At 67.4% G+C, this 6216-nt stretch carries 6 protein-coding genes; all 6 read left to right on the forward strand.

What is annotated here, in order from left to right:
- The first annotated feature begins 17 nt into the window (after window positions 1-17).
- Genes GFY24_RS39850 through pcaC form a run of 6 tightly spaced genes read left to right on the forward strand, consistent with a single transcriptional unit; the run spans window position 18 to window position 5878 of the window.
- Window positions 18-740 (forward strand): CoA-transferase subunit beta, encoded by a 723-nt coding sequence (locus GFY24_RS39850; protein ID WP_153810312.1) that lies wholly within the window; start codon window positions 18-20, stop codon window positions 738-740.
- On the forward strand, window positions 740-1915 hold the full coding sequence (locus GFY24_RS39855) for a thiolase family protein (RefSeq protein WP_153810301.1): 1176 nt from the start codon (window positions 740-742) through the stop codon (window positions 1913-1915). The genes GFY24_RS39850 and GFY24_RS39855 overlap by 1 nt, the downstream gene beginning before the upstream one ends.
- A 17-nt stretch (window positions 1916-1932) precedes the next feature.
- Window positions 1933-2658: a protocatechuate 3,4-dioxygenase subunit beta gene (gene pcaH / locus GFY24_RS39860; RefSeq protein ID WP_153810302.1), complete on the forward strand. Its 726-nt coding sequence runs from the start codon at window positions 1933-1935 to the stop codon at window positions 2656-2658.
- Window positions 2651-3211 carry a protocatechuate 3,4-dioxygenase subunit alpha gene (pcaG, locus tag GFY24_RS39865; RefSeq protein ID WP_153810303.1) on the forward strand — a complete coding sequence of 187 codons (561 nt, stop codon included), beginning with the start codon at window positions 2651-2653 and terminating at the stop codon, window positions 3209-3211. Before pcaH ends, pcaG begins: the two co-directional genes overlap by 8 nt.
- Window positions 3204-5501 (forward strand): 3-oxoadipate enol-lactonase, encoded by a 2298-nt coding sequence (pcaD, locus tag GFY24_RS39870; RefSeq protein ID WP_153810304.1) that lies wholly within the window; start codon window positions 3204-3206, stop codon window positions 5499-5501. Before pcaG ends, pcaD begins: the two co-directional genes overlap by 8 nt.
- The gene (gene pcaC / locus GFY24_RS39875; RefSeq protein WP_153810305.1) at window positions 5498-5878 is read left to right on the forward strand and encodes a 4-carboxymuconolactone decarboxylase; all 381 of its coding nucleotides are present in this window, start codon (window positions 5498-5500) and stop codon (window positions 5876-5878) included. The genes pcaD and pcaC overlap by 4 nt, the downstream gene beginning before the upstream one ends.
- Window positions 5879-6216 lie beyond the last annotated feature (338 nt).

Below are 6216 nucleotides of genomic sequence, written 5' to 3' on the forward strand. Positions count from 1 at the left end.
AGTACACCGCCGACGAGATGATGTCCATCGCGGCGGCCCGCGCCCTGCACGGCGAACAGCGGGTGTTCGTCGGCATCGGATTGCCTTCCACCGCAGCCAATCTCGCGCGCCGCACACATGCCCCGGAGCTGGTGCTCATCTATGAATCCGGTGCGATCGGCGCGAAGCCCGGGCGGCTGCCCGCCTCCATCGGTGACGGCATTCTCGCCGATACCGCGGACGCGGTGGTCAGCGTGCCGGAGATGTTCAATTACTGGCTGCAGGCCGGGCGCATCGATATCGGCTTTCTCGGTGCGGCGCAATTGGATCGGTTCGGAAATATCAACACCACGGTCATCGGCGACTACGCCGATCCCACCGTGCGACTGCCCGGTGCGGGCGGCGCACCCGAGATCGCGGCCTCGTGCGGACAGGTGCTGGTGGTGACTCGGCAGAACCGGCGCAATTTCGTGGATCGCGTCGACTTCATCACCTCGGTGGGTTACGGCCGCGGCCCCGGGGATCGGGAGGCACTCGGACTGCGCGGTGCCGGACCAACCATGGTCATCACCGATCTCGGTGTGCTGCAACCTGATCCGGAGACCTGCGAACTGGTGCTGACGGCGGTGCATCCGGGCGTGACCGTCGAACAGGTGACTGCGGCCACGGGCTGGTCACTGAAGGTCGCCGACACCTTGACCACCACACCCCCGCCGACGGCCGCCGAGCTCGCGGCGCTGCGGCAATTGCGGGAGGCGTGATGACAGACTCATTCATCCTGGACGGGGTACGCACCCCGTTCGGCAGATACGGTGGTGCGCTGTCCGGCATGCGACCCGATGATCTCGCCGCACATGTACTGCGAGAACTGGCCGCGCGCAACGATCTCGACCCGGTCTGCGTCGACGATGTGGTGTTCGGCGCGGCCAATCAGGCCGGTGAGGACAACCGCAATGTGGCGCGAATGGCCGCGCTACTGGCGCAATGGCCGACCTCGGTACCGGGGACCACGGTCAATCGGCTCTGCGGGTCGGGCATGGACGCGGTATTCCATGCCTCCCGGGCCATCGAGGTCGGTGACGGTCAGCTCATCGCGGCCGGTGGCACCGAATCCATGAGCCGGGCTCCCTGGGTTATGGCCAAGCCCGCCAAGGGATTTCCGGCGGGCAGCGAGACCCTGCACTCCACCACGCTCGGGTGGCGACTGGTCAATCCGGCCATGCCGGATCGGTGGACCACAGCGCTCGGTGAATGCACCGAACTGCTTGCCGACCGCTACGGCATCGACCGGGCCGCCCAGGACGAATTCGCGGTGCGCAGCCACCGCAATGCCGCTCGCGCCTGGGCCGCCGGGTTCTTCGACGACGAGGTGAGCACGCCGCCGGGAACGGGACTGACGCGCGACGAACCGGTTCGCGCCGACACCACCGTGGAAACTCTTGCGGCCCTGCGACCTTCGTTCCGCAGTGACGGCACGGTCACCGCCGGCAATGCCTCGCCGCTCACCGATGGTGCGGCGGCGCTGCTGATCGGCGACGCCGGGACCGCCGATCGACTGGGTATCGAACCCCTGGCGCGGATCGCGGGCCGCGGCGCGGCGGGCGTGGATCCCGACATGTTCGGCATCGGACCCACCCGGGCCGCCGAAATCGCTTTGCGCCGTGCGGGTATCGGCTGGAGTGACCTGGCCGCCGTCGAACTGAACGAGGCATTCGCCGCCCAGTCGCTGGCCTGTCTCGCCGACTGGCCCGAGCTGGATCCGGCCATTGTGAATGTGAACGGCGGGGCCATTGCCCTCGGCCATCCACTGGGTGCCTCCGGTGCGCGGATCGTGACCACACTGGCGCGACGACTACGGCAGCGCGGCGGCGGGTGGGGACTGGCCGCCCTGTGCATCGGTGTCGGCCAGGGCCTGGCGCTGGTACTGCAAGCCTGACGAGACTGGAGTTTCCCTTGAACACAACGCATTCGGCGCTGCCCCGGTATCGCCCCGATCCGCCGGGCACCCATCCGCCGCTGCTGTCGCCGGAGTACCGGTCGACCGCCCTGCGCGCACCCGCACTGCCACCGATCCTGTTACCGCAGAATTTGACCGAGGTGACCGGCCCGCTGCTCGGACCCGGGCGGATCGGGCCCAACGACCACGATCTGACTATTCAGCATGCGGAAGAGCCTGTCGGACAGCGCATTATCGTGTTCGGTCGCCTGCTCGACGGTGACGGACGGCCCGTGCCGCACTCGCTGATCGAGATCTGGCAGGCCAATGCCGCCGGGCGCTACCGGCACACCGGTGACCGCTGGCCGGGGCCTTTGGATCCCAATTTCACCGGGCTCGGTCGCACCCTCACCGATGAGCACGGCGGCTATCGATTCACCACCATCAAGCCCGGTGCGTATCCGTGGCGGAATCACGACAATGCCTGGCGGCCGGCGCATATCCACTTCTCGGTGTTCGGGCGCGCCTTCACCCAGCGGCTCGTCACCCAGATGTACTTTCCGGATGATCCACTGTTCGGGCAGGACCCCATCTACAACTCGGTGCCCGAAGCCGCACGGCCCCGGCTCATTTCACGCTTCAGCCTGGAGCACACCCAGCCGGAGTGGGCGCTGGCGTTCGAATTCGACATCATCCTGCGCGGCCGCCGCGCCACCCCTTGGGAGGAGCCGCACGATGACTGAAACGCTACTGCCGTCTACTCCGTCGCAGACCGTCGGACCGTATCTGCACATCGGATTGGCCTGGGCCGACGGGGCTTTCGCGGTACCCGAGGGCACGCCGGGCGCGGTGTGGATTCGCGGCCGGGTCTTCGACGGCGACGGGAACGCATGCCCCGACGCCATGATCGAGACCTGGCAGGCCGACCCGCAGGGCAGATTCGATCACCCAGATGCCCCCGGGCCGGTGGCCCCGGGCTGGCGCGGCTTCGGGCGCAGCGATACCACCACCGGTGAATTCGCCATCCATACTGTGGTTCCCGGCGCGATACCCGATTCCGGCGGCGCACCGCAGGCTCCGCATATCGATGTCTCCGTGTTCGCCCGGGGACTGCTGCACCGGCTCGTCACCCGCATCTACTTTCCCGAATTCGAGGGCGCGAACGGTGCCGATCCGGTACTGAATTCGGTTGCCCCACAACGCAGGAACTCGCTGATCGCACGCCCCGCTGTCGACGGCTACACCTTCGACATCGCCCTGCGCGGCGAGCATGAGACGGTGTTCTTCGATGTCTGAACTCTTCGACCCACTCCAAGCCACCGGCCCGGTCGCGTCCACCACCGACGACACCGCCTGGCTACAGGCCCTGCTCGACGCGGAAGCGGCGCTGGCGGGTGCCCTGGCCGATGCCGGTCTCATCCCGGCTGCCCATGCGGAGACCATCGCCGCCGCCTGCCGCGCCGAACTGTATGACGCCCGCGAAATCGGCCGCGCGGCAGTGGGAATCGGCAATCCCGCCGCGCCCCTGGTGCGAGCGCTCACCGCCGAGGTAGCCCGCGCCGAAGCCCCCGACCAGCGTGACACCACCCCGGCGGCCGGTCTCGGAGACACGGCCGCCGGGGATTCCGCAGCGGCCGCGGTCCATCTGGGCGCGACCAGCCAGGACATCATGGATACGGCCGCGATGCTGATCGCCGCGCGAGCTCTCGACGCGCTCGACGCGCAGGCTCGGGAATGCGCTGATCTGCTAGCCGAATTGGTGCGCCAGCACGCCGAGACCCCGCAGGTCGGGCGCAGTCTGCTGCAGCAGGCCCTGCCGGTGACCTTCGGGCTCAGCGCGGCGAGCCGGCTGTCCGGCCTGGAGGCCGCTGCGGATGAACTCGGGCGAGTCCGTCGTGAGCGGTTGGCTGCTCAGCTCGGCGGCGCGGTGGGAACTCTTGCCTCCCTGGGTGATTCAGGGGTGGAGGTCGCCACACACTTCGCGCGGCGACTCGACCTCCCCGCCCCCGAACTTCCGTGGCACACCGAGCGCACCCGCATCGCCGAACTCGCGGGCGCGCTCGGCACCATGTGCGGCGCGGTCGCCAAGATCGCCCGCGACGTGACCCTGCTCGCACAGACCGAGGTCGGCGAGGTATCCGAGGAGTCGGCCGGTGCGGGCGGGTCCTCGACCATGCCGCACAAGCGCAACGCCATCGCCGCGATCTCGGCGGTGGCCGCCGCGGCTCAGGCACCCGGCCTGGTGGCAACGCTGTTCTCCGCCGCCGGCCATGAGCATCAGCGCGCGGCAGGCTCCTGGCACGCCGAATGGCGACCCCTCAACGAACTGCTCCGGGCCACCGGATCGGCGGTGTACTGGCTGCGGGAAAGCCTGTCCCGCTTACGAATCCACCCCGGCCGTATGCGCGAGAACCTGGCCCGCACCGGCGGCCTGCTGATGGCCGAGCGAGTCACCACCGCCCTGACACCGGCGATCGGCCGGCTCGCAGCCCACGACGCCGTCACCGCCTGCGCTCAACTGGCCATCGCACGCAACAGCTCCCACCGCACACCCGCCGACGAGATGGCGGCCTCGGACACGGCCGACAATCCCTCGAATAGCGGAACACCCAGTGGTTCAGCCGATTTCGGCGCGCTGTTGGCAGCCCATCCGGTAATCGGCGCACATCTCGATCGCCACCGCATAGACGCGCTACTCGAACCGTCCACCTATCTCGGCAGCACAGCGGTCTTCGTCCGACGAGCACTCCTCGCACACGCCGAACGCCAGGATGAGGCCCGCCAGCTGAGGGGCGGCGTGCCATCGGACGACCTCCCGGTGACCGTCTTCAGTGTGGTCGACGGCGATCCGGCGGGCATCCCGCTGGTGCTGATCAATGCGCTCGGCAGTGACCTCTCCATCTGGGACGGATATGTCCAGCCATTGGTGGACAACGGTTTTCGGGTAATCCGATTCGATGCGCGCGGACACGGCGAGTCACCGGTCCCGGCAGGCCCGTACCGGCTCGCCGACCTGGGCGCGGATGTGGTGGCGCTACTGGATCGGCTGGGAATCAAGGCCGCACATATTGTCGGCGTCTCCCTCGGCGGTATGACCGGGCTGTGGCTCGCACGTCATCACCCCGACCGGGTACGTGGCCTGGTGGTCTGCTGCAGCTCGGCGCAACCGGGCAATGCGGCCATGTGGTTGGAACGCGCCGAGCAGGCGCGGTCCGAGGGCATGCGGCAGATCGCCGATGGCAGTGTGACACGCTGGTTTACGCCCGAGTGGCTGGCACAGCATCCCGAAACCGCCCAGTACATGCGAGATCTCACCGCGGCCACGACCCCGGCCGGATATGCGGCGTGCTGCGCGGCCCTGTCCGGACTCGACCTGACCGACGACCTACCGCACATCGCCGTCCCTACGGCCGTACTGTCTACCGCCCAGGACCCGGCCTTCCCGCCCGAGCACGGCCGCGCCATAGCAGCTGGCATCCCGAATGCGCGCCTCGAAATCATCGACGGCGCAGCACATCTCGGACCCATCGAGCGCCCCGAGCCGTTCCTTTCCAGCATTATCGACCATCTGAGAGGTATCCGATGACCGATCACGACGCCGCCATGGCCGTCCGCCGCGCCGTCCTGGGCGACGAACACGTCGACCGCGCGCAGGCCCGTACCACCGACTTCACCCGGCCTTTCCAGGAATACATCACTGCCGCCGCTTGGGGCGGCATCTGGACCCGGGAGGGGCTGGACCGGCGTACGCGCAGTGCTGTAACGCTGGCTCTTCTCACCGCGCTCGGTTGTCAAGAGGAACTGGCCATGCATGTCCGTGCTGCCCGGCGCAACGGACTGAGCGTGGAAGAAATCGGCGAGGTTCTTCTTCATACTGCTGCTTACTCTGGAATTCCCAAGGCTAACACTGCTTTTGCTGTTGCCGAGCAGGTTCTCGCGGAGGAAACCGGGAAGCTCCACTGAGCGGCCGAATGGGGGATTGGTCCGGGGCGATCCCTGATTGAACGGCTGCATTTGCCTGAGGTGGCCGAACCAATGGCGTGGTGCGATCTTGGTGGTGTTCGGTTGTGGCGTGCATGCGACAAAGAAGAGGTGTGGGAACCCTGGGTGCCGTACCCGGCTTTCGCTCCCCCATTGGGTGCCGTCATCTCTCGTTCCAGCCTGGCTGGCAGGTTGTGGTTACGTTCACAGACAAAACATGAAAAAACAAGAATAAGAGACCGGAAAGCTCGCAGAGACAAAGGGATCGAACCGAACGGCCCGATATTCTGAATCACTTTATATCACAACACATTTGGGGT

The sequence above is a fragment of the Nocardia sp. SYP-A9097 genome, from assembly GCF_009649815.1.
In the GTDB taxonomy this organism is placed as follows: domain Bacteria; phylum Actinomycetota; class Actinomycetes; order Mycobacteriales; family Mycobacteriaceae; genus Nocardia.

Coding starts and splice junctions, on each gene's coding strand:
- GFY24_RS39850 (WP_153810312.1), top strand. CDS start 18: ATGATGTCCATCGCGGCGGCCCGCGCCCTGCACGGCGAACAGCGGGTG.
- GFY24_RS39855 (WP_153810301.1), top strand. CDS start 740: ATGACAGACTCATTCATCCTGGACGGGGTACGCACCCCGTTCGGCAGA.
- pcaG (WP_153810303.1), top strand. CDS start 2,651: ATGACTGAAACGCTACTGCCGTCTACTCCGTCGCAGACCGTCGGACCG.
- pcaD (WP_153810304.1), top strand. CDS start 3,204: ATGTCTGAACTCTTCGACCCACTCCAAGCCACCGGCCCGGTCGCGTCC.
- pcaC (WP_153810305.1), top strand. CDS start 5,498: ATGACCGATCACGACGCCGCCATGGCCGTCCGCCGCGCCGTCCTGGGC.